Below are 21,499 nucleotides of genomic sequence, written 5' to 3'. Positions count from 1 at the left end.
AATTTCTGGCCTCCAAAAGTAAGGAGGTCAGAAATGCCGCTCGTAGATCTTGATGACGTCACCGGGCTTTACATAATCCTGCGGCATGATCTTGCCGACCACGCTCTGTTCGCCTTCCTGACGGATGACGTATGCCCGGCTTTCAAGCGACCGGTAGGTAAAACCGCCTGCTGAAGCCACGGCTGTCAGCATGGTCATCCCGGGCTGATAGGGATACTGGCCGGGGCGTGCGACTTCACCGAGAACCGAGACCATCCGATAGGCAGTGATTTCGACCGAGACTTTCGGATCGCGGAGCATACGCGAGTGTTCAAGGGCTCCCCTGACTTCATCGGCGAACTGCGTGGTTGTCAGACCCGCAGCCTGCAGGCCATTGGTCAGCGGGAAAGCCACCTTGCCAGTGCTGTCCACCCGGAAATCGGACGTCAGCTGATCCTGTCCATAGGTAATGACCCGGATCTGGTCATCGACGCCGAGCGTATACGCGCCGGGATCGTAAGGAGGGACAGGCTTTAGGCCGCCACCTTCTGCACAGGCCGCCAGAGAAATGGCGATGCTTCCGACGGCAACGAAAGCACACGTGCGGCGGAAGAGAGAAGAACACCCTGATGTCATGTTCTGAAAAATCCTGTCATTCAGAAAAGTGGCGCGGTGAGACGCTCCGGGACATTCGGAGCTGAAATGGTTGCTGTTGTTACAGAGCAAAATGCACCCCCGCCATAACAATGTGAACCGGGAAAAGGGGGCCCATAAAGGCGCTCTGGCTGACGAAATCGTAGTTCAGTTCAAGACTGAGGTGACGATTGAGGTAAACATGCACATTCGCTCCGCCGCCATAGCTGCTCTGGTTGTTCGCAAGCTGCCCGATTGGAGAGGAAAGCAGTTCCGGGGAACTGGCCGGATAGTGCGCCTTTCGAAGCCCGGCATGCGCTTCGAAAACGATATTCCGTGAATAGGCATGGGTAATACTGAGGTTGGCGCTTGTATTGGTGTAGCCAACCACGCCTTCAAAGGCGGCATCCTCAATGCCGTGACTGACTGTGGCCGATATGGTTGTGAGACGTGTGGGCTCCCATTTTATGGAAGCCTCCGCGATTGGAGAGCTGATGGAGCCGTAAACGGAAGAGGCAAAAATTCGCCTCTGGTAACCGATCAGCGCCCGGAACTGGAATGGGCCCGCCTCATTCCAGCTATATCCTCCAAGAACAGAGAAACCATTGGAGCTTCGGGCTGGAAGGTCCAGATTTCCGGACTGATAATCGATCTGGGTTCCCTGAAGCAGCAGCAGCAGGTGGCTGTTCTCCATCATCTGGTACCGGGCGGTAAGATTCTCGTTGATGACGATACGGTCCCGGTAATGCTGATTCTGAAACTCGGAAGCCCCCAGAAGCTGTGGTTTGCCGAACTGGTAATGCTGGATGGAGAATTCCGGCAGGAAGCTCAGCCTGCCGTGCGTATTGAGGATGTAGCTGATTCTGCCGTCATCAAGAGTATAGGGAACGGGTCCAAGAATAAGCAGAGCACCAGATTCGGTCGGCATCTGGACCAGAGAAAGATGCGTAAAGGCGACGCCAAGTTCGTCCCGCCCGAAATGCTTTGTTCCACCGATATTGGCGGTCCAGGTTGTCCGGTTCTGCAGGGAACGGGTGGGGTAGCGCAGATCGGAAACGTTGATATCCGCATGGACCTGATCATTGCGATCCAGAAGATGCACCGCTCCGATATGACCTTCCGTATTGATGACGGAGCTTTTACGGCCATGTTGAATCAGGTCCGCATTGCTGTCATAGCCCACGCGCTCATCGCCATCGAGATGAACGGTCAACGGCCCCGAGTGATAACCAAGAGGCTGATAGGAACGCGTAGCCTTCACCTGCGCCGGTTCTTCGCTCAGTTCGCCCGCTCCTGCGCCCAGGGCCGGAAAATATTGCGTCACCACCTGAGCATGTGCCGTCACGGGGAGTGACAGCCCGATGACCGTGGCAGCCCGGAGCAGATGAAAGGGTTTATTCATTGACAGGGCTGTATACCTCCGTGGTCATACCTTATTAACATTAACTTTTGTGGGATGTCGTCAGTTAAGCATGTCTCCGGGTCAAGATTTTATTTCCCAAAACTCTGGAAATTTACGTTTTTCCTGATTTTAAGTCGATCAGAATGAAATGATTGCTCGCAGGAAAAAATCCCGTTCAACTGTTTTGAAATGAGGCGGAATCAGCTCCGGATGAACGCAAAAAACCGTTACGTAATGAAATCAATGGTTTCTGTTTTTACCAGATTCGATATATCTTTTTGTAGATATGTATAATTTTTTAGATAAAATATAAATATAAATAACAAATATATATTTTTATGATTTGTTTATATAATAAATTAAAAAATAATTCTTATTAGTTTTGTAATTCTAAAAAATATGCATATATTAGGAATGTTTTTTATATTGGTGGATTGATCTTTATTGATAGATTACTATTTAAAAAAATAAACAAGCGTTTAAATTTTTAACCAAGCTTTTCTTATGGCCATCACTATAAAGTCACAAACTCTCTGTAATAGAATGTATCCGTTCATGGTTGGTGGCAGATAATGCGTGCATCAGATTCTGAAATTGAAAGAAGTGGATCTGATGCTTCTAATGAAGCCTCTAATCCTTCCGACGAAAAGACTGCTGCAGGATGTGCTAATCGCCTGAGGCTATGGCATGCCCCTGTACGCAAATATCAGGCGCGTGTGAAAAAAACTGTAGCGCCTTCGGCGAATAAAGGTAATAATTCCATATTGAAAAAAATAAAGCTGCTGTTTGATGTGGTAATAGCATCCTGTATTCTTGTGGTAATTCTTCCTGTTTTCCTGATTATCTGGGGAATTGTATCGCTGGACGGTGGTCCGGCTTTGTATGGTCATGTGAGAATAGGCAGAAATGGTGTGCCATTCAGATGTCTGAAATTCCGTTCGATGGTCACCAACTCCGATTCCGTATTGCAACAGCTTCTGGAAACGAATGCGGAATGCCGGCATGAATGGGAAACTGCCCGTAAACTGACTCATGACCCCCGCGTTACGAGGATTGGTCGTTTTTTGCGCAAAACCAGTCTTGACGAAATTCCTCAGCTCCTGAACGTCATAAAAGGAGACATGAGCCTCGTCGGCCCCCGTCCGGTGGTGGAAGCCGAACTGAAGTATTATGGTCCGGATCTGCAGCATTATGAAGCAGTGCGTCCCGGCATTACCGGGTTGTGGCAGGTGAGTGGTCGAAGTGACACAACCTACGCAGAGCGGGTTAAGCTTGACACTTATTATGTGCAGAACTGGAGTCTGGCTCTTGATCTCAGTATCCTTTATCGGACCATCCCTGCCGTTATGATGCAGAAAGGGGCGCGCTGAGCCGTAATCCTTGCCTGACACGGTCTGTTTTGACGTCATCAGCTGATTTCAACCAGCTTTTCCCTTTCGCGCAGTGGAGCGTCCCATGAGTGTCGTTCAGCCTAATTTGTTTGACAGGATCTCTGAGCCTCCGCCTGATCAATCCCAGGTTTCTCCTCTGAAGATATTTGAGATCATCAGGGAACGCTGGAAGATCATAGGACTGGTTACAGCCCTTTTGGCCGTGCCTGCGCTCGCCTTCATTATGACGTTGCCAGCGTACTATGATGCGACGTCTTCCCTCATGATCGGCACGCGACAGGCGGAATTCCGGGATCTGCAGGCGACGCAGGGGGCGTTGGATGTTGATGCCGTGGCGATCAACACGGAAGTCGGCATCGTCAAAAGTCTTTCCATCGCCAAGGCCGTCGCAGAACGGCTGAAACTCGTTGATGATTCCTATTTCCGAGCCCAGATGGAAAAAAAGCCTTTCAAGGCGCGGATTGTCGAATGGCTCAGCAAGGTCACAGGAAACGCCACTCCCGAGAAACCTCTTACACCAGATGAAAAGCTCCAGGTTGTCAGAGATCTTCTCGGTCGAAACGTCACCATTCTGAATGATGGCCGGTCCTATCTCATTACAGTCAGCGTCAGAACCGGACGCCCGGATCTCAGCGCCAGTATCGCCAATGCGTTTGCCGATGTTTATCTGGATTTCAAACGTCATATGAAGATCGCCTCGACATGGCGGTCCAATTCGCTTCTGGACGAACAGATCGTTCCTCTGAGGGAGCGGCTGCGCAAGGCTGAGCAGGCTGTAGAATATTATCGCGAGAAGAATGGACTGATCTCAGCCGAAATCACCCATTCCGGCAGTCCGAATGCACCCGCTGGCGTAACGGTGACGGATCAGCAGCTCGTTGAAACGAATCGCGCTCTTGTAGCAGCGCAGGCGGATCTGACGGCCAAAAGAGCGCGCGCCAATCAGATGACGGGAAATACGGGAAGCACGACAGACGTGCTGTCTTCCCCGATCATCCAGCAGCTTCAGGCGCAGGAAGCCATGCTGAACGCCCGTGTCGCCAGTCTGGCCAGCACGGCGGGAGACGCCAATCCGGACCTGCAGGCTGCGCGTGCTGCCGCAGCGCATGTCAGAGCCCAGATCGGGCAGGTTACGTCGCAAATCACGACAAGCACCGACAAGGATCTGCGGAGCGCCGAGCGTCGGGTTGCCGCTCTGACGGATGAAGTGATGAAGCTGCAACAGCATGTCGGTCGGGAAAACGAGGCGAATGTCACCTTGCAGCAGCTGGAAAGTGAGGCTGCCGCGGCCCGCGCTGTCTATCAGGATTTCCTTGGTCGTTATGCCCAGACCTCGAGCGCCGCCGCATTGCAGGAGCCGGAAGCCGAACTGATCAGCCGCGCTGAAGTGCCTCTTGGTGTATCGGGACCGCCTCGCACACAATTCATTGCCATCGCCATTCTCTTTTCGGCGCTGGCCGGGGTCGGGGTCGCCATCGTGCAGGAGCGGATGCAGAAGGGCGTGAAACAGGGAACGGAAATCGATTCTGTTTCAGGATTGTTTACACTCGGAATGATTCCGTCCTTTTCTCGTCCACTTTCAGAGCTTTACAGGTCTCCTCAGCCTTCGGTGTATATCGAATCCATTGAGGCCATAAGAACGATCCTCTCATTTGGTCGCAGCCGTTTTCGCGCGAAAACAATCACCGTCACGTCGGCCGGACCGGAAGAAGGCAAGACAGTGTTTGCTCTGTCTCTGGCCGCCAATACTGGTCGCGCTGGCAAGAAGGCTCTGATCCTGGACTGTGACACGCGTGGCCCTTCCGCACTGGAAACCATTCAGGGGGCGGGTAAAGGGAAGGCAGAAAAAAACCAGCAGGTTACAACCCTGAGTCAGAACGGGTTGAGTCGTGATGTGCTTCCCGGTGTGGATGTCATGACCATGGGCGGCTGGAAATCTCCCGATGATCAGATGATTGCTCCGGAGGTCATTCAGGTTGTGCTGGCGGAACTCAGTCCTCACTACGACCTGATAATTCTGGATACGCCGCCTCTTCTGGCATTTCCCGATGCGGCCGTTCTGTCCCATGAAACGGACGGAGTGGTGCTCGTGGTCAAATGGGGTGTGACCACACAAGAGAATCTGAAGGGGGCGATGCGCCAGTTGGAAGCATACGATGCCCGCACTCTCGGCGCCGTGCTCACGCAGGTTCCGGCGGGGAGCGCCTCCGGCCTGTCGGGAGCGGCCTTGCAGGTTTACCGTCACTATGGGCTGCTGGCTTCGTGATGAAAGTATCTGACAAGATCAAAATCGCCATCAACGGACGTTATCTTTCGCAGCCTCAGAGCGGAGTGCAGAGATTTGCCGGGGAATTGACGCGTGCCATTGCGAAACTTGGCTGGCAGACAGGACAGGAACCCGTTCTGCTGGCGCCACGCACGAGATTGGCGCTGCCGCCAGAGGGATTGGGCGTGCCTGTCGCGCCATGCGGTCGTCTGAAAGGGCAGGCGTGGGAGCAGTTTGATCTTCCTCGTTTTCGCGAGGGTCGCTTTCTTATCAATCCCGGCAATACCGCTCCTGTTTTCGGGCGTCATCAACTGGTGGTGCTACATGATGCGGCCGTGTTTGCTCAGCCGGAGGGATATTCCTGGAAATTTCGCGTCTGGTACAGGATTTTGCAGACAGTTCTCTGCCATACGAAAACCAGGATTGTGACTGTTTCAGACTTTTCCCGGCAGGAACTGTCAAAATACTTGAAGGTTCGTCCTGAACGTATCGAGGTCATTCCGGAAGGTTGTGAGCATATCGCGCGCGTCATTCCTGATACTTCAATCCTTCAACGTCATGATCTTGTGGGACGTCCTTTCGTTCTGGCTGTCGGCAATCTGGCCCGACATAAAAATCTCGGTGCGCTCACTGCCTTATCTCGGGATCTGCAGCGTCGTGGCGTGCCGCTTGTCATCAGTGGTGGCGTCGATAAAAGCGTTTTTTCTGGGCGGGTGGATTTGCCGCAATCGGCTCTCTATGTCGGCAGGGTGACAGACGAAGAATTACACGCACTGTATGCTGCGGCTTCCTGTTTTGTGTTTCCATCGCTTTATGAAGGTTTTGGGCTGCCGGCGATCGAGGCGATGGCCTGCCATTGCCCAGTGGTCGCCGCCGATATTCCATCCTTGAGAGAAGTCTGTGGGGACGCGGCTCTCTACGTCGATCCGCGCAATCCTCAGGACATCAGTCAGGGAGTGTGCGGTTTGCTGGACGATCCGCAGCTTACGGCCAGCCTGAGAGATAAAGGGGATGAGCGGGCAAAGTATTTCACATGGGATAAAGCTGCCCGCATGCTGATCGCCATAGCGGAAGACGATATGAAATGAAGGAAAGGTGTGCCCTGATTCTGATTGGACTGAGCTTCATCTTTCCTGCTGGCGCGCCACTCATGGCGCAGGACAGTTTTGCTTCGATGGACGCAGAAGATGACCCACTCGCACCGCAGAATCCCCAGAAAAGTACTTTTGTGTGGTGCAGCGCGGAAAATGGAGAAAGGCAGGAATTTTACATAAGCGACGTAAGACGCCTGTCAGTCGCCAATAATATGACGGTCAGTTCTCTCAGTGGGCATTTCGCGCAGACGATGAACGCCCGGTTTGGCATTCATCTCGCTATGAACGCCCAGCATTGTCATATGTTTCGAAGCTCAGCTGCTGCGCAAAATGCTCGTTCAATTGTGACGGCAGAGGTTAAGAAAAAAAATCTGACGATAAGAAATGCTGGTATTTTTTAGGATTCTACAAAATCAGGATTACGGCGTGTCGCTGGAATTCAACGGATGGAACTGAGGGTAAAAGTGATAGCAAACGTCCACGCGACAATCCCTGCTGCCGCCGCAAGAAAAATGCCCTGTGCAGGCCCCAGCTTCTCTCGCCGTTGATGTGACGGAGAGGTAAGCAAAGGAGAGACATGATCGTAAGGCGCATGGGAGGAAACAGATGTCATTTCCGGACTTCCAATAAGGCTATTCGTCAGAGAATAGTGGCAGACACTTATGATCAAACCTTTAACAAGGGAGAGACGTGACAGTTCTGGTATCAAAAAATAGTTATCGTATATTTTTTTAATCTTTATTCAAAAAAGGAAAAGATGTGACAGCCGGAATTTCTACTCTGAAAGTTGCGATTGTTCACGAATGGCTGGAGCATTACGCCGGGTCAGAACGTGTGGTGGGTGAACTTCTGGCCGTCTTTCCTCAGGCGCAGGTTTTTTCCATCGTCGATTTTCTTCCCAAAAAGGAGAGAGCTTTTCTTGGTGGGCGCAAGGTGACCACGACCTTCATCCAGAAGCTGCCTTTTGCGAGGAAACATTTCCGGAACTACCTCGGGCTGATGCCGCTTGCTGTGGAGCAGTTCGATCTTGGCGGCTTTGATCTTGTCTTTTCGAGTAATCACGCAGTCGCGAAAGGGATCATCACAGGTCCGGATCAGTACCACATCAGTTATGTCCATTCCCCGATGCGCTATGCCTGGGACATGCAGGCAGCCTATCTCAGGCAGAGTGGTCTGGAACGCGGTCTGAAAGGACTGTTTGTCCGCTGGCTTCTCCATCGTATCCGAAACTGGGATGTGCGTTCGGCTACCGGTGTGGATGTTTTTGTCGCCAACTCACGCTATATCGCCCGGCGTATCAGGAAGGTCTATCGCCGGGAGGCGGATGTCATTCATCCGCCCGTTGATACGGACGCTTTCAGCCTGCCTGCTGCACCGGCTGACCGTAAGGCATATCTGGTGGCAGGGCGACAGGTTCCTTACAAGCGTGTTGATCTGGTGGTGGAGGCGTTCCGCCGTATGCCGCAAAGGCAACTGCTTGTGGTCGGTGACGGGCCTGAGAATGAGAAAATCCGCGCCATCGCCGCGGGCGCGCCGAATATCATTCTCAAAGGCAAGGTTCCTCACCCGGAACTGCTTTCCATGATGCAGAATGCGCGGGCATTCGTGTTTGCCGCCGAAGAGGATTTCGGCATCACGCTGGTGGAGGCACAGGCCTGCGGCACACCTGTTGTCAGCTTCGGGCGCGGGGGAGCGCTGGATATTGTTCAGGATGACACGGCCTCAGAAACTCCCACAGGTCTTCTGTTCAACGAACAGACTGCGGACGCAATCGTGGAAACGATCGACCGTTTTGAGACCATACGGGACAAGATCTCGGCTGAGGGATGCAGAGAGAATGCGCTCCGCTTTTCAAAAGCCGCGTTCCGTTCCCATATCACTGAACTCACCGAGCGTATTCTGACTGAGGGTGTTTAGCCACCTTTTCTGAAGCTTGCATTATGGCTTTTCAGGATAAGGGCAAGGCCGCGATGAGCATAAAAAACACAAGGAAACTCGCCTGATGCTTCCCCTCATGGGAGCAATTCTCATCCCGCTCAGCCTTGCTTTCTGGTCCAAACCCGAACGCCTGCTGAAACTGGTTATAATTGCCGGAATCTTTCCGGCCGCCGCTGTGCTGCAACTGGGGGGCTTCTGTCTGCAGCCGACGCTCGCGCCGGGACTGACGTTCATTTCCTATATCGTTCTGCAGAAATTGCTGGGTGTCCGTTATCCCGGTGAAGCCAGCGTGCGCACCCTATCAATGGGTATGCTTTTCAACCTTATCTGGGCCGTTCTGGGCTCACAGATCATGCCGCGCCTGTTTCGAAACGAGGTTCTGGTCTGGCCCCAGAAACAGGATGCAGCCGGCACATTGTCGCTGCTTGCACCGAATTTCGGAAACATCACGCAGGATGCCTATCTCATCATCAATGTTGTTCTGATGGTGCTGACAGCCCAGTATCTGACACGAAGAAATCTTGATATCGCTGAATTCTACAAGACTTACGTTTTCACGGGCTGGCTACTGGTGGGCATCTGTGTATGGCAGTTTGCCGCGAGGACCGTGCATGTGCCTTTCCCGCGTTCATTTTTCTATTCGAATACCGGCTGGTCCGTTCTTGATGCGCAGACTGCCGGACCTGTTCCCCGTATCAATGCATCGTTTACTGAACCGGCAGCCTGCGCGTCCTATCTGGCAGGCGTCGTCTTCTCTACTATCTGGCTAACCCTCAAAGGTTATCGCGTCCGGGGGATGCGCGCGCTGATCTGGGCTTCCAGCATCGCGCTCTGTCTGACAACCTCGACAACGGGTTTCGGCGCTATCGCGATCGGACTGATACTCCTGCCCGTACTGGTGGTACTGACGGGGCACAGCCGTCTTCTGGGACGTATTGGACAGCTGGCCATGATCGGTGCGCTGATTCTGGGAGTTGCCGGCGCAACGGTCGCAACATTCTCGCCCAAGGTGATTACTGCCGCGCAGAGTGTGGCCAGCGGCACGGCGGAGAAAAAACAAAGTGCATCCTATCAGGAACGCAGTCAGGTTGATCTGGACTCCATGGCTGCATTCCGCAACACCTATGGACTTGGAACAGGGTGGGGAAGCAACCGGTCGTCGAGTTTGATACCCGGCCTTCTGGCAACCATTGGCATTATCGGAGTTATCTGTCTGCTTGTCTTTGACTGGCAGTTGGCCAAAGCAGCCGGCTGGGCGATCCGTGTCGCGCCATTGTCCATGGAAGGCATGGCGATAGAAGGATTTCTGGCAGCGATTGTGGGACGACTGATCGCGGCCATTCTCTCTTCTCCAACCATCGGCATGCCCGATTTTTATGTAATGCTGGGTATCGTCATCGCCGCCATTTCACGCATCAAACTGGAGGCATGGAGCAGAGGGACCGTTACCCGCTCTCATGCCTTGGAGCGTCACGAGTGATCGGTGCGTTTAGTGATTTCGCCGATCAGGCCGTTGTAGGTCCCGTTGAGATTTCGGTTTTTCTGATTCTTCTGCTGGCCGGGCGAAGAAAGGACGCGCTGGCATGGGCCGGCGTCATGGTGACGGCCTCCACCTTCATTCTTCTTCTGAAGCTATGGTGTGAGCGGTGCGGTGTGCCTCACCAGCGCATCCTCTACAGTCCCAGCGGTCATACGATGGGTGGAACTCTGGCTTATGGGGGGCTGCTGGCATTGTTGTGCCGCAATAGATGGATTGTTCTTGCTGGAGCCTGCGCCCTGGCGATTGGGTTTGGTGTCACGCGTGTGTGGCTACAGGTTCACACTGTCCCGGAAGTCATTGTCGGCGGCGTGATCGGAGTGGGCTCCGTGATGATCCTGCATCGCCTGCTGGGGCGGCAGCGTAGCCCCTTATCACCGCAGGCAGCCTTTTTCAGTATAGCCGCAGCCCTGATCATAGGCTCTGCCTTGCATGGCTATCGTCTCAGCGCAGAAGCGTGGATTGAAAAAATCTCTCATATCCTTGGAGGATATCTGAGCTGCACGCGGGTATAGGAACGATCAGGAAAAACGTGAGAAAGAAACAGCCAGTTTCTCGTAAATAGGCTTTTTGAACCCCACATGGAGAGTGGGAAGCTGCGCCAGCGGAATCCATTTCCATGCGTCGAATTCCTGATGCGCATCAAGATCAAGTCTGATTTCGGTCTCCGGCCCAGTGAAACGCAGCGCGTACCATTTCTGCGTTTGTCCCCGGTAGCGTCCCCTGAGAGCTTTTCCGACAAGCTCCGCGGGGAGATCATAACTCAGCCAGTCCGGGTGCTCGCCCAGAAGCATGAGAGAGGTCATGCCGGTTTCTTCACTGACCTCCCGAAAGACGGCGTGATCTGTGGCTTCGTCATCATCAATCCCACCCTGCGGGCATTGCCAGACGCCTTCATCCGGACCACCGCCCGCACCAGGCATATCGGTACGTCTCGCAACGAAGATTTCCCCGGCTTCATTAAAGATGACGGCACCGACATTACGGCGGTAGGGCAGGGACGAAGGGTCAGTCATCGCAGTTTTCAACAGTTTATGGAGATGGGGGCGAAGGAGGCTGCGTAGGCGCCGGAGCAGGGGGATCAAGGGGAGCTTCCGTAACAGAGCGTTTTCCTGATGCTGTTCCGACTCTGGCTGGAGTGACGACAGGCGCAGGCGGCTGCGGAGACGCCGATCCTGTCGGGACTGCGACATGCAGGGCTCTGCTGTCCGACACGCTTGGTGAAAGGGTTGCGTTCCGGCTCAATGCGCTGATAGGAACCAGTGTTATGCCCTGACTGGAGAGGGTACGGGTCCATTCGGCCAGTCGCTGCAGGAACACCGGGCGCATAGGTCCTGCGACGGCAATGGCGGTTCCACGAGATTTCGCCATGGCGACAAGACGGGCGAGCTGGCCATCAACTCCGGCGGCGTCAGTGTTGGTATCCATCGTGAGAGAGGCGTCACCGCCCATCACGGGACCACTACGGGGAGCACCGGGAGTTGCATTCAGATAGAGCAGACCCCTATTTTCAAGGATGCGGCTCACCATCGTGAAGTCAGGAGACTGCGCGTAAGCGTCTCCATCCAGACCAGAAAAGGCGTTTGTTACACCGACATATCCATTGAAACGGGACAGGGCCCATTCCAGATTTTCTTTGTCCGCTTCCGTCGTATGATCATAGCCAAGCGCGCGTGGCCCTTCATCATCGAGTGGCGCGGTGGAGGGCTGCATCGGAAGAGAAAGAAAGACCTCGTGCCCACGTAGTCTCGCTGTTTCTGACAGGGGCAGCCGGGCCGGTGCATAGGCAGGCACGGCAAATGACACCACTGAAGGAAGATTGCGGGCCGCGTTCAGGCTCATTTCCTCAGACAGCCCGTATCCATCCAGTAGAATGGCTACACGCGCATTTCCTGCCGGAACGGGAGGAATGGCTGCTGCGTACACGTTTCGGGGCATTTCGCCATGAGGGCCAATCTTCGGCAGACTATGGCCCGAGTCTCCCGCCACAGGCTCCAACATGTCAGGCACCGGCTGAGAAATGGGTGTAACGCCCGGTGTGATCTCAGACGAAAAATCCATCTTCTGCTGATCTGGCGGTGTATTGGCCGCTACTGCATCCGGAGATTTTTCAGTCGTATCTTTTGCCTGCTGAGGCTGCGCGACTGGTGGAGCGGCGACAGGTTTGTTCTGCTCACCCGCAGTTGTGGCGGCTGAGTGATGTCTGGAAGCCAGTTCCTGCAGACCGATACCAGCCAGAAGCGCCAGTAACGATACACCACCCCAGAAACGGACGAAAAGTCGTCCGTTCGGTGGCAGACGCTGCCAAAGACTGGCGGCAGTTGCACCTTCCATTGCTTTGGCTGCCGGATGAATATCGTCGTTAGTGATGGGAGGCCTCATTCTTTGCTGGCGTTGTCTTGTCGGAAACCGGTGCTGGCGCGGGAGGGGCCGGCAGGGCGGCGACCGGGTCAGGCGCTGAAACACCCGCCATGGTGCGCACCAGACGGAGGCCTTCCTGCAACTGGAAGTCCGTGGTTGGCTTGGTCATATCGAAAGCGGGCCAGTTGGCTGGCGGCTCTTCCGGCAGCTTGGATGCAAGAGCCGGCAAGTCGGAACGCTGCGGGGGTTTGGTCTGGTTGCCCCCCTGATTTTTCAGGATATGGGAAAGGTCGGCTTCCCGGATGCTGAAGGCGGGTTCTTCGCGGCTTTCCTTCACCGTGACGTCAGGAACGATACCCAGTCCCTGAATGGAACGACCCGATGGCGTATAATAACGGGCCGTGGTCAGACGAACGGCGCCATTTCCCGGAATGGGCATGATCGTCTGCACGGACCCCTTGCCGAAGCTCTTGGTGCCGATGAGAACTGCCCGGTGATGATCCTGAAGCGCTCCGGACACGATTTCGCTCGCGGATGCCGAGCCGCCGTTGATCAGCACGACAATCGGCAGGCCGTCCGTCATGTCATGACCCTTGGCGTCCCAGCGCTGGCTGTCCTTGGGATGTCTGGCCCGCGTAGAAACGATTTCGCCATTGCTGATGAAGGCAGAGGCGACATCAATCGCCTGTGTCAGCAGACCGCCGGGATCGTTACGCAGATCCAGCACAAGACCACCGGTCAGCTTTCCGCCAGCCTTCCTGACCAGGTCATCATACGCCTTGTGCAGTTCTTCGGACGTATCTTCCGTGAACTGTGGGATGCGGATGTAACCCGTCTTGTCATAAAGGGCCGATTTGATGGCCTCGATATGGATGATTTCACGCGTGAGGGTCACGATGACGGGCTTGGGAGTCTTTGCCCGGATCAGCGTGAGGGTGATTTTCGTGTCGGGCTTGCCACGCATCTTCTCGACAGCGTCATTCAGGGGACTGCCGTCGATATTGTGCCCGTCAATGGCGACAATGTAGTCGCCCGGCTTGATCCCGGCGCGCCATGCGGGCGTTCCGTCGATCGGGGAGACCACGCGGACGTGACCGTCCTCTCCCTGAACTTCCAGTCCAAGACCGCCGAACTTGCCAGTCGTCTGGACCTGCATGTCGGCATACTGCTTTTCCGTCATGTAGGAGCTGTGGGGATCAAGGCCACTCAGCATACCGTTGAGAGCGTTGGTGATGAGCTCCCGGTCCGAGACTGGATCGACATAGTTGGCGCGCACGAGATCGAAGATGCTGCCGAACAGGGTCAGGAGCTTATAGGTTTCGGCGTGGCTGACTTTTGGGTCAGTAGAGGAGGCAGGCGCTGGCTCGGCGTGGGCCTCTGCAATGACGCCGTAATTTCCTCCAGCAACAGGAAACTCGGGCGCGAGCGTCAGTCCGGAAAGAACTGCAGCTCCGAACAGCAGGGCGGTGCGGAACGTCATAAAGTGAAGTCTCCTGTTGCCGGACTGCGCCGTTCGGCAGTCAGCTTTCTGTCTCTCTCGGCACGAATCGCCCCAATCGGGGCGTATCATCCAACAAGGTTCTTACCAAAACGAATACCGTCTCTCATCCGGGACGCCAACCCGCGTGTCATCCGACGTGCGGACAGAGGAGCGATAACACCCATCAAAGAAGCGATTTCGGGTTGACCGAGCGCGCTCCATTGCGAAGCTGGACGAGAAGCGCACCGCCAGAAGAGGGCATGGAACCAACGGACGCCCCCTTCGCCAGAGCCTGGCCTGTTGCGACATTCATGCTGCCGAGGCCAGCCAGCACGAAGCGGTAACCGCGCCCACAATTCAGGATCAGCATCTCACCATAACTCCGGAATGGAGAGGCAAATTCCACGGTTCCCGAACACGGAGCCCGCACGCTGCTGCCGGGGGCGGCAGAATAGGTATTGCCTGATGCCGCGCCGCCTTCCATTGGCTGCCCCCACGCGGTGAGAAGATGGCCGCTCACGATGCCATCACCCCCGTGGCCTGAAATCGCCGCCGGTGGCGGTTCCGCTTCTTTCACGACATGGCGGCCAGCCGCTCTGGCCGCCGCCGCAGCGGCAACAGCCTGCGCTCTGCGGCGAGCCTCCGCGGCTTCACGGGCTTTTCTTGCACGCTCCGCTGCTTCGGCCTCTCTCTGCAACTGGGCCATGGCTGCGGTTTCCGCGGCCAGCACACTGTTGAGTTCTGCCTGCAGCGCCTTCTGTCTGGCGGCTTCCTGTGAGGCATTGCTGGACGCCAGTCTGGCGGCGGTATTCGACTGGATCTGGGCATTGCGTGCGGCAGTCGCCTGCTTCGCCAGCTCAGCTCTCTGCTGTGTCTGGATGCTCTCGATCCGGCTGAGTTCCGCGACCTGTCCCGATAACCTGCTCTCGATCGCCTTCAGATCCTTCCGTCGGCTCTGAAGGGATTCCGCCCGTGTCTCCAGAAGATTACCCAGACCGCGCATGACCAGCAGTCCGCGCACCACGTTTTCTGTTGGACCGGCTCCTGTCAGCAGGGCATCCATGGGATAGAGCGAGAGTCGCTGTGCTACAGGCAGCAGCGGCTCCAGCGCCTTGGCATCCGATCGCAGCGCATCCTGCGTTGCCTGTTGATCAACGCGAAGATCCTCGACCTGCGCCTGCACGGTCTCAGTGCGAATTTCCGTTTTCTGAAGCTGTTCCGCAGCGGCGACTGTTGCCGAGGACAGGGCAACGGAACGGGCATGATCCTGCGCTGCCTGCGCGGCTGCGGCGATGTTCTGTCGGCGGGCCTGTTCCAGTCGGGCCGCTTCAGCTTTCGCCTGCGCTCTCAGAGCTGCTTCCCGGGACTGCGCGGCTTCAAGCGCCGCGCGCGTGGATGACGATGCCGCAGTGGGAACCTGTGTTTTCTTTCCTGTATGCTGGCTCGAATGGGAAGGGGACGTATGCCGGGTCTGCTTGCCGGACGCGGCATGAGACATCTGGGGCCACATCAGGAAAATCGTGCTTCCTGTTAAGACAAGGTGACCCCATTTCTTTCGGCTTCTGACGCAGCATGTTCTTGTTGCAGCGGGAGAAAGCGCTTGTGCAGGACTCACGCCTCCTCCCTTGTCGCCGTTGTCTCAGGACAGCAGGAAATTTAAACCTCCTGCGCAGAGATCAGGGATTTCCCGGTCATGGCGGCCGGCTGTTGCAGGCCCATCAGACCGAGAAGGGTCGGGGCAATATCGGCAAGCCGCCCGTGATGAAGTCTGACATTGCATGCTCCCATGAGAACGCACGGCACTTCATTCAGTGTATGTGAAGTGTGTGGGCCGCCGCTCTCCGGGTCTTTCATGGTTTCACAGTTTCCATGATCAGCAGTCACGAGCAGAGCGCCGCCCTGCTTGCGAATGGCGTCGGCGATACGGCCCAGACCGGTATCCACCGTTTCAACAGCCTTGATGGCGGCGGACAGAACGCCTGTATGTCCCACCATGTCCGGATTGGCGTAGTTGAGAACGATCAGATCATACTGGCCGCTTTCAATGGCCGCGACAGCCTTGTCCGTCAGTTCCGGAGCCGACATTTCCGGTTGCAGATCGTAGGTGGCGACCTTGGGCGAAGGCACAAGGATCCGATCCTCACCCTCAAATTTCTCTTCGCGGCCACCATTCAGGAAGTAGGTGACATGCGGATATTTCTCGGTCTCCGCCATGCGAAGCTGCTTTTTTCCGGCGCCAGCGACAACATCACCGAGAAGATCGCGCAGATCCTGCGGGGGGAACAGAACGGTCGTCAGTTTCGCAAGTTCGTCACTGTAACGCGTCATGCAGGTTGTCGCTGCGAAATGACGCACCACTTTCCGCTGGAAGCCGTTGAACTCCGGGTCCAGAAGCGCTGTCAGCAATTCCCTGATTCGGTCTGCACGGAAATTGAAGGAAAGAATTCCGTCACCATCCTTGGCGCCCTGAAAATCACCGAGCACGGTAGGCACCACGAACTCGTCCGTGACGTTCGCCTTATAGGAAGCCTGCAGCACCTCCAGCGGCGAAGCGGCACGCGGGCCTTCGGCGCTGGTGATGACGTCATAGACCCTGGACACACGCTCCCAGCGATTGTCCCGGTCCATGGCGTAATACCGTCCGGAAATCGACGCGATCCTGACCGTTGGAGGGAGCACTTTCGTGAGGCTCTCAACATAGCCCACTCCGGACTGAGGAGCTGTGTCACGGCCATCCGTGAAGATATGGAAAGCAACTTTCACACCCGCATCGGTCAGGATATGCGCGAGCGCGACGGCATGATCCTGATGGGCATGCACGCCTCCTGATGAGACGAGGCCGAGAAGATGGCAGGTTCCGCCGGTTTCCTTCATCCTGCTGATAAAGGTCGTCAGAACTTCATTTTTAGCGAGGCTGCCGTCTCGAATCGCTTTTCCGATCCGCGGCAGTTCCTGCATGACCACACGGCCAGCGCCGATATTCAGATGTCCGACTTCGGAGTTGCCCATCTGCCCGTCCGGCAGGCCGACATCCTCGCCGCTGGTGTCCAGAAAAGTGCTGGGGCATTTATCCCACAACCCATCGAAAACAGGCGTGGACGCCAGACGTACGGCATTGTCGGATTCGTCTTCGCGCCAGCCGAAGCCATCGAGAATGACGAGCATGACGGGGCGGGGTGGGGATGATGTGGTCATTATTGCGCAGGCCTTCTTCTGTGTGTGCCTTTATACGTGCTCCAGATATGGCACTACACGCCGCAGCTTCCAAGTCATCCCCATTGAAAACAGACAGGTTTCAGGGCTGCTTGTCGGCATCCTCATCCTTCTTTTTCTCAGCTTCATCTGAATCGTCATCGACGCAGTCGTTGGCCCCCGTGATTTGTCCGGACGACGGAGCATCACTCGCGGGGAAAGAGCCTTTGCCTTCGTCATCCAGAATTTCATTCGAGGACTTGCTGGAGGTTGATGTCCCGCATACGGGAGGCTTTTTCTCACTCATCTCACGCTCTCCTGTTGTTTTCATGGAAGTGCCTACGAAGACTCAACGCGGCCTGAGTGGAGAGTTGCGGATTAAAATAATTCCTGCATCACGATTCCGTGCTGAAATTATGTTCCATCGTTTGACAGGGGCTGTGTATTTTCTGACGATGGCGTTACATCGGGCATACCGCCGAAGTGTGCGGTTTCAGGGAAGTCACGGCAATGGTTCAAAAATCCACACCCGTAGCCGTTTGTGGAACGCTCACACCGGATCAGTTGCGTATTCTGCGTGAGCACGGGACAGAACGACCGGGTTCAAGCCCGCTCAACCACGAGAAGCGGCCCGGACTCTATCGCTGTGCAGGATGCGGAAATCCTCTTTTTACGGCGAACACCAAGTATGAGAGCGGAAGCGGCTGGCCTTCCTTTTTCGATGCGCTGCCCGGCGCAATCGAAGAACGGAAAGATGTCAGTCATGGCATGACGCGTATCGAGGTTCTGTGTGCGAACTGCCAGGGCCATCTTGGGCACGTCTTTCCCGATGGACCGCCTCCTACCGGTCTGCGCTATTGCATGAATGGTCTGGTTCTGGATTTCCAGCCCGAAGATTCTGCCAATTCAGGTACTATTTGAAATGACTTCAACCGAGAATTCCAGCATGCCGACTGATATGGTCACTGTCGTCAGTCACCCTCTGGTCCGCCACAAGCTGACACATCTGCGTGCCCGCACGACATCGACAGCCGGTTTTCGACGGCTGGTGCGTGAGTTGAGCTTGCTGCTTGCTTATGAAGCCACCCGTGATCTCAAACTTGAGCCGGTGACCATCGAGACTCCTCAGGAGACGATGGAGGGCGAGGAGCTTTCGGGCAAGAAACTCTGCTTCGTATCGATCCTGCGGGCAGGAAACGGCATTCTCGACGGCATGCTCGACCTGATTCCGTCGGCACGCGTTGGACATATTGGTTTGTACAGAGACCCTGAAACTCTGGAGGCCGTTGAATATTATCTCAAACTGCCAGACGACATAGGTGACCGTATCTGCATCGCCGTTGATCCGATGCTGGCGACGGGACACAGCGCGGTCGCGGCAATCGATCGTCTCAAAAACGCGGGATGCAATTCCATCATTTTTGTCTGCCTGCTGGCTGTTCCTCAAGGGATCGCCTGCCTTCAGAAAGCTCATCCTGACGTGCGGATCATTACATGTTCGATTGACCGTGAACTGGACGATCATGGCTATATCTGTCCGGGACTGGGTGACGCGGGAGACCGGTTGTTCGGAACGAAATAATGCGGTTCGCAATCAGGAAACTCCATTAAAATGCGCCTGATTGCTGTTGGGCGGATGAAGGACAGTCATGAGCGGGCGCTTGTGGAGCGTTACGTGAAACGCCTGAATCCGTCACTGACGATTACAGAACTGCCCGACGGAAAAGGGAGCCCGACGGAAATCAAACGTCGGGAGGGAGAGGCGATTTTATCCGCCCTGCCTGACCGGGCTTTTGTCGTGGTTCTTGATCTGGCGGGAAAACTCATGTCCAGCGAGGTGTTCTCGCAAAAACTGGGTGAGTGGCTCGAGACGGGTCGTGATGTCTGTTTCATCATTGGTGGCGCTGAGGGGTTGGATGCTGCCGTGATATCTCGTGCTGATGCAGCGATTTCTCTGGGGAGTCTGACCTGGCCGCATATGCTGGTCCGCATCATGCTGGTGGAGCAGATTTACAGAGCCCGCGCCATTGCGGCCGGTCATCCCTATCACCGTTCCGGGCGACCGTGAGTTTTCGTATAAATGCTTGAAAGATAATATGAATAATTATTCTGATGATTAATAGGGGTTTCCGGAACAAGCAAGTATCCATGTAATATGTTTTATAAAGTGCTGCGGAAGTGAAAGTCATTGTTTTTGTAGAGTTTGCGCACTCCCGCTCTTATTTGCAATAATTTATATACATTTTACAATAAATGATTGAAGTATAAAAATTTATACAAATACTTTATTGACTGGGTGATGAGTTCTTCTGTATCGCTAATAAATCATTAAACATAATCCCGAATCAGTTATCGTAATAAAAAGATTTCGGTATTATATAAAGAACAGGCTGGGAATGACCGATACCTCCCTGCTGCTGTCGGGCAGCACAACTGGTGACTCAACCAATGATCAGGTTATTGCCGGTACGGTTCCTACATCATCTACAGCGGATGCTCTTGCTGCCGGTTATGCGAGTTCCTCGTCTGCGGACACAACGGTGTCAGGCAATCTTTCCTCCAGCGACTATACTCAAACAGGAAGTTTAGTCAGCAGTGCTGCGAATGTACTGTCTTCTTCTGGCACAACGTCCAGCGCAACAGGTTCAGATACATCCAGCGCGGCAGCAAATTCATCCTCAACGGGTACAATACAATTCCTCAGCGCGCAGTCAGCCCTGCTGACGACTTCATCAACTGCCACTGATGATACAATCAATGATACCAATTTTGTATGGTCAGCTTCGCTGTCTCCCACGACGCCTTTCTTTGTAACCAATGATCAAAGCGCCTTGATCAGCCAGAGCGTCTCATGGGCTTTTCAGTCAGTGCTTGGCCGTGATCCGACCGCAACAGAACTGGCCAGCTATGCTTCTCAGATAACCCTGTCGCCTCTGGGAACTCAGGGCTTCATGTACTCAAACTACTCCGGACTGGTGTCAACACTGGCTTATAGCAGTGAGGCTTACCAGACGCTGAGTTCGTATTTTGTCAATTATACAGGTGAAGAAGCTTCAAATAGTCTTATTGTACAGGGACAGGCCCTTCTGGCCAATCAGGACACTCTCGGCAGCCTTAAAAATGATATTATCACCAGCAGTCATACAGCTGACGCTATTGTTTCCATTTATTATGACAAGCTGGGGCTGACGATTAAGGATACTGATAATCAGGTCACGGCATGGGAAGGGGCCATGGAAAACGGTGACGCCACACTGGCGACAGCCACTCAGGCCATTACTCATGGTGTTGAGGCTTCCGCCATCATTTCTTCGGTTTATTCAAGCAGGCTGAATTATATGCCAAGTAATAATGAAATAAGCACATGGGAAGATGCGCTTGGAAATGGCGCAACCTATAACTCGCTTATCTCCGCCGTTTCTTCAGGGACGGAGGCTCAGTCAGTTATTACCGGTGTCTATCAGCAGAAAACCGGTGTCAGCCCCAGTAGCGATGCACTTTCGACATGGGAAAATGCGTTTGCAAATGGCTCATCTTATACGGATATGGTCAGCGCAGTATCGCATGGCGACGAAGCAAGTTCTGCCATAACGACAGTTTATGAGCAGAAAATTGGAGTAACCCCTTCAACCACCGAAATAGACTCCTGGGAGGATTATCTGGCACAGGGGGCTACTTACCGGGATCTGGTGAGTGGCGTGTCTCAGGGAGATCAGGCACGCCAGATCATCGCTGCGGTATATCAGGACAAAACCGGGATCGTCGCCGCTTCGGCACAGGTCGACGCATGGGCGTCTTATCTTGCTTCCGGTGGTAACTATAGCACCATGGTCAGTACCATCAGCCATGGCGTCGAAGCGCAAAGCATGATTACCAATGCGTATCAGAAAATTCTGGATATAACGCCCTCATCAGCCCAGATCAGCGCCTGGCAGGATACAATGGCTAATGGAACGACTTACGCCACCTTTGTGTCGACGCTGGCTCACGGGGTGGAAGCACAGTCCATCATTACGGAATTCTACATGGCCAGTTTCACGAGAGCCCCGACAGCCAGTGAACTGACAGCGGCCATGACCCTGTTCCAAAATGGAGCGACTTATACTGAAGTAAAAAACAGCATCGCCAGCAGTGCGCATAGCTAGACGCCAAGTTCAATCCGATAGTGATCGGCATTGCCTGTATATTCTTTAAGATCATGTGATCTGCAGTCACATGCAATCCAG

The 21,499-nt window shown here is 54.6% G+C and carries 19 protein-coding genes; 11 read left to right on the top strand and 8 right to left on the bottom strand.

The features are described from left to right. Positions 1 to 27: 27 nt before the first annotated feature. Together GVI59_RS01245 and GVI59_RS01240 are read right to left on the bottom strand one after the other, a co-directional pair. Entirely contained in the window at positions 28 to 615 is a 588-nt protein-coding gene (locus GVI59_RS01245; protein WP_173572480.1) for a polysaccharide biosynthesis/export family protein, read from the bottom strand. Positions 616 to 694: 79 nt separating this feature from the next. Then, positions 695 to 2,014 (bottom strand): outer membrane beta-barrel protein, encoded by a 1,320-nt coding sequence (locus tag GVI59_RS01240; protein ID WP_173572479.1) that lies wholly within the window; start codon positions 2,012 to 2,014, stop codon positions 695 to 697. 572 nt (positions 2,015 to 2,586) lie between these two features. On the opposite strand from GVI59_RS01240, the gene GVI59_RS01235 reads away from it, so the two are divergent. From GVI59_RS01235 to GVI59_RS18925, 7 genes are all read left to right on the top strand, one after another. Beyond that, positions 2,587 to 3,384: a sugar transferase gene (locus GVI59_RS01235; protein WP_242012859.1), complete on the top strand. Its 798-nt coding sequence runs from the start codon at positions 2,587 to 2,589 to the stop codon at positions 3,382 to 3,384. Between the two features lie 244 nt (positions 3,385 to 3,628). Further along, positions 3,629 to 5,671 (top strand): GumC family protein, encoded by a 2,043-nt coding sequence (locus GVI59_RS01230; RefSeq protein ID WP_242012858.1) that lies wholly within the window; start codon positions 3,629 to 3,631, stop codon positions 5,669 to 5,671. Continuing rightward, a complete protein-coding gene (locus GVI59_RS01225) occupies positions 5,671 to 6,759 on the top strand; it encodes a glycosyltransferase family 4 protein (RefSeq protein WP_173572726.1) in 1,089 nt (362 codons plus the stop codon). The genes GVI59_RS01230 and GVI59_RS01225 overlap by 1 nt, the downstream gene beginning before the upstream one ends. Beyond that, on the top strand, positions 6,756 to 7,166 hold the full coding sequence (locus GVI59_RS01220; RefSeq protein ID WP_173572477.1) for a hypothetical protein: 411 nt from the start codon (positions 6,756 to 6,758) through the stop codon (positions 7,164 to 7,166). The genes GVI59_RS01225 and GVI59_RS01220 overlap by 4 nt, the downstream gene beginning before the upstream one ends. Before the next feature lie 358 nt (positions 7,167 to 7,524). Further along, on the top strand, positions 7,525 to 8,682 hold the full coding sequence (locus GVI59_RS01215; protein ID WP_173572476.1) for a glycosyltransferase: 1,158 nt from the start codon (positions 7,525 to 7,527) through the stop codon (positions 8,680 to 8,682). Between the two features lie 85 nt (positions 8,683 to 8,767). Then, a complete protein-coding gene (locus GVI59_RS01210) occupies positions 8,768 to 10,183 on the top strand; it encodes a hypothetical protein (RefSeq protein ID WP_173572475.1) in 1,416 nt (471 codons plus the stop codon). Then, the gene (locus GVI59_RS18925; protein ID WP_173572474.1) at positions 10,180 to 10,755 is read left to right on the top strand and encodes a phosphatase PAP2 family protein; all 576 of its coding nucleotides are present in this window, start codon (positions 10,180 to 10,182) and stop codon (positions 10,753 to 10,755) included. Before GVI59_RS01210 ends, GVI59_RS18925 begins: the two co-directional genes overlap by 4 nt. Before the next feature lie 6 nt (positions 10,756 to 10,761). Here the strand turns inward: GVI59_RS18925 and GVI59_RS01200 are convergent, their stop codons facing one another. The 6 genes from GVI59_RS01200 to GVI59_RS01175 form a co-directional block, all read right to left on the bottom strand. Next, positions 10,762 to 11,256: an RNA pyrophosphohydrolase gene (locus GVI59_RS01200; RefSeq protein WP_173572473.1), complete on the bottom strand. Its 495-nt coding sequence runs from the start codon at positions 11,254 to 11,256 to the stop codon at positions 10,762 to 10,764. Between the two features lie 16 nt (positions 11,257 to 11,272). Then, complete coding sequence (locus GVI59_RS01195) at positions 11,273 to 12,574, bottom strand: divergent polysaccharide deacetylase family protein (RefSeq protein ID WP_173572472.1); 1,302 nt, start codon at positions 12,572 to 12,574, stop codon at positions 11,273 to 11,275. 28 nt (positions 12,575 to 12,602) lie between these two features. Continuing rightward, on the bottom strand, positions 12,603 to 14,081 hold the full coding sequence (locus GVI59_RS01190) for a S41 family peptidase (RefSeq protein ID WP_173572471.1): 1,479 nt from the start codon (positions 14,079 to 14,081) through the stop codon (positions 12,603 to 12,605). A gap of 184 nt (positions 14,082 to 14,265) precedes the next feature. Then, entirely contained in the window at positions 14,266 to 15,591 is a 1,326-nt protein-coding gene (locus GVI59_RS01185) for a murein hydrolase activator EnvC family protein (RefSeq protein WP_173572470.1), read from the bottom strand. A gap of 146 nt (positions 15,592 to 15,737) precedes the next feature. Beyond that, positions 15,738 to 17,276 (bottom strand): 2,3-bisphosphoglycerate-independent phosphoglycerate mutase, encoded by a 1,539-nt coding sequence (gene gpmI, locus GVI59_RS01180; RefSeq protein WP_173572469.1) that lies wholly within the window; start codon positions 17,274 to 17,276, stop codon positions 15,738 to 15,740. Between the two features lie 100 nt (positions 17,277 to 17,376). Then, on the bottom strand, positions 17,377 to 17,580 hold the full coding sequence (locus tag GVI59_RS01175) for a hypothetical protein (RefSeq protein WP_173572468.1): 204 nt from the start codon (positions 17,578 to 17,580) through the stop codon (positions 17,377 to 17,379). Positions 17,581 to 17,783: 203 nt separating this feature from the next. Here GVI59_RS01175 and msrB point away from each other — a divergent pair, with 203 nt between their 5' ends. From msrB to GVI59_RS01155, 4 genes are all read left to right on the top strand, one after another. Beyond that, complete coding sequence (gene msrB, locus GVI59_RS01170) at positions 17,784 to 18,194, top strand: peptide-methionine (R)-S-oxide reductase MsrB (RefSeq protein ID WP_173572467.1); 411 nt, start codon at positions 17,784 to 17,786, stop codon at positions 18,192 to 18,194. A 1-nt stretch (position 18,195) separates the two neighbouring features. After that, positions 18,196 to 18,855, top strand: a complete 660-nt coding sequence (gene upp, locus GVI59_RS01165; RefSeq protein WP_173572466.1) for a uracil phosphoribosyltransferase — start codon at positions 18,196 to 18,198, stop codon at positions 18,853 to 18,855. A gap of 30 nt (positions 18,856 to 18,885) precedes the next feature. Continuing rightward, positions 18,886 to 19,341 (top strand): 23S rRNA (pseudouridine(1915)-N(3))-methyltransferase RlmH, encoded by a 456-nt coding sequence (locus tag GVI59_RS01160; RefSeq protein WP_173572465.1) that lies wholly within the window; start codon positions 18,886 to 18,888, stop codon positions 19,339 to 19,341. A 328-nt stretch (positions 19,342 to 19,669) separates the two neighbouring features. After that, positions 19,670 to 21,418 carry a hypothetical protein gene (locus GVI59_RS01155; protein WP_173572464.1) on the top strand — a complete coding sequence of 583 codons (1,749 nt, stop codon included), beginning with the start codon at positions 19,670 to 19,672 and terminating at the stop codon, positions 21,416 to 21,418. Positions 21,419 to 21,499: the final 81 nt, after the last annotated feature.

This window comes from Acetobacter sicerae (genome assembly GCF_011516765.1).
Lineage (GTDB): Bacteria > Pseudomonadota > Alphaproteobacteria > Acetobacterales > Acetobacteraceae > Acetobacter > Acetobacter sicerae.
Note: the sequence above shows the minus strand (reverse complement) of the source record. Positions and strands in the feature narration are given on the sequence as shown.